Genomic DNA, 1996 nt, shown 5'->3' with positions numbered 1-1996 from the left:
ATATATAGAAGTCATATATCACTTTGATTTTAGAATACCCGATTATAGTAACTTTATATTTTACAGGTTGTAACTTTTAATGGTACAATGAGTGTACGGAATGGAATGACGGAACAGACAATGATTAAGTCTTTTCGGGATAAAAACCTAGAACTGTTCTACATGGAAAGTAAACGAGATCGCGCGATACCGGCAACAATAGAGCGCCAGTTAGCGAAAAAGCTCGATATGCTGGCCGCAGCACATAGTGAGCGAGATTTGTTTATACCAACCAGTAATTATTACAAGCGTCTCTCAGGGCAGTTTGATGGCTGGTCAAGTATGAGAGTCAATATTCAATGGCGGTTAATGTTTCAATGGAAAGACGGATATGCTGAAAGCATCTACCTCGATCCTCATCAAGACACCTAGCAGGGGGATTTATGCTTGATACCACGACTCGCGAACCTACTACGGTAGGCGAAATCTTGCAGGAAGAATTTTTAACCCCATTAGCCATTGGGCAGGAAGAACTGGCCGATATTATGGGGGTGACTCGCGCAACGGTTAACCGTTTGTGCAAAGGCCGTCGTCGTCTGACTGTAGAAGAAGCGACGCTGTTTTCTGAGTTGTTCGAGACGACGCCCGAATTTTGGTTGAACCTCCAAGCCGCTCATGACCGTTGGGAAGCACGAGAAGCGCTTCAAAAACATAAGCGTCCCCCCATGCGCCCTATCATGGAAATGTTGGGGCGACGTATCTCACACGCCTGATCCTGCCAAATAGAAACCGTTCATCTGAGCGGTTTTTTTCATCCCAAATCTGCCCATTTGCCTTTATTGGCCAGAACCGGCGTTGAGCCGGCACTGACCAATATACCCCCCGCTTGCGACGAGCTTCGCTCGTGCCGCTCTCACTGCTGGCACTGATGTGCCAGCGTCTGGGAAAGCCAGGCTAAAGCCCGGCCTTTCTGGTGATCCCCTTGACTCTGGCAATAGCGCTGTGAGTCTTTCGCCGTGACAGACGCTATGCCGGGGCGCAGGCAATGCAAGGGTTCGCTGGCGCCGGCTACGCCGCCCTTGCACTGCCTGCTTATACCCCGTCTCGGTCTTAATGTCACAGCGCCAGACACCCCGCGCCGGCAAAAGCCAAAAGGGGTATACACCAGAAGAAAGTCGAAACGAGAGGGTTTTATGACTACAACACTGAGAGATGCATTGGTAGCACTGGTTGGGCCCGAAGAGGGGAATACCCCGTACAGAACGGATGAAGAGGATAACCTGGCCCGCAGTACGTTAGCTGCTCGGGCTTTATTGAGTTTTATGGATAATAGTCAATGTGATGAAATCGATGTTGAGTCGATATTCAGTGACCTTATAGCTGATTTGTTTCATCTGGGATCATTGTTGCACCGGCAGGGGCTGTACACCGATTTTGGTCTGTGGGAAGAACGTGTTCTTGTTCGCGCGATAAATTATTTCCAGGCAGAAACGGACAGTGAAATTGATATTAAGGGTGCGCGTCCTGACGCGGCTTGCTCACTGCTGCTCTACATCAACAATAAAAAATCAACACAACACGTCGCGACAATGGCCAGTAAATTAGCCGCAGAGTTATCACTCATTATTAAAAATGTTGAGGGGTTGCCAACGGCGAATGCACTCCTGGCGGTTGTCAGTGAATGCCATAAATAGTCGTATGGACAGAATAAGGGTACGCATTTAACCATTTCTCCCTTGTTCAAGGTGGTATCAGGGCAAGGGGGATATTGGGCACGCATAACTAATATTACTCATTCTGAGTAGCATTAAAATCAAAAGTACGCTACTAAGAAAGCAAATGAACTCTAATTGAGCATATCAATTGGCGCATATTGAGTAATTAACATTGATTTTCAAAATTACTTACCTATAATTAGACTCAAATTGAGTAACTTAAAAGGGAACTGAAATGAAACATATTTGCTGTGACGACGGCTCCACTAATGTAAAGCTGGCCTCTGTCTCTATACACATCT

At 46.7% G+C, this 1996-nt stretch carries 3 protein-coding genes; all 3 read left to right on the top strand.

Annotated elements, in window-relative coordinates:
* Positions 1-105 precede the first annotated feature (105 nt).
* The 3 genes from AACW11_RS17185 to AACW11_RS17175 all read left to right on the top strand — a co-directional run bounded on the left by AACW11_RS17185 (position 106) and on the right by AACW11_RS17175 (position 1673).
* The gene (locus AACW11_RS17185) at positions 106-411 is read left to right on the top strand and encodes a type II toxin-antitoxin system RelE/ParE family toxin (protein ID WP_249192971.1); all 306 of its coding nucleotides are present in this window, start codon (positions 106-108) and stop codon (positions 409-411) included.
* Positions 412-422: 11 nt separating this feature from the next.
* Complete coding sequence (locus AACW11_RS17180) at positions 423-752, top strand: HigA family addiction module antitoxin (RefSeq protein ID WP_049615233.1); 330 nt, start codon at positions 423-425, stop codon at positions 750-752.
* A 420-nt stretch (positions 753-1172) separates the two neighbouring features.
* A complete protein-coding gene (locus AACW11_RS17175; protein WP_145496271.1) occupies positions 1173-1673 on the top strand; it encodes a hypothetical protein in 501 nt (166 codons plus the stop codon).
* Positions 1674-1996: the final 323 nt, after the last annotated feature.

Source organism: Yersinia sp. Marseille-Q3913, assembly GCF_963892745.1.
GTDB lineage: Bacteria > Pseudomonadota > Gammaproteobacteria > Enterobacterales > Enterobacteriaceae > Yersinia > Yersinia bercovieri.
Note: the sequence above shows the minus strand (reverse complement) of the source record. Positions and strands in the feature narration are given on the sequence as shown.

Coding starts and splice junctions, on each gene's coding strand:
- AACW11_RS17175 (WP_145496271.1), top strand. CDS start 1,173: ATGACTACAACACTGAGAGATGCATTGGTAGCACTGGTTGGGCCCGAA.
- AACW11_RS17180 (WP_049615233.1), top strand. CDS start 423: ATGCTTGATACCACGACTCGCGAACCTACTACGGTAGGCGAAATCTTG.
- AACW11_RS17185 (WP_249192971.1), top strand. CDS start 106: ATGACGGAACAGACAATGATTAAGTCTTTTCGGGATAAAAACCTAGAA.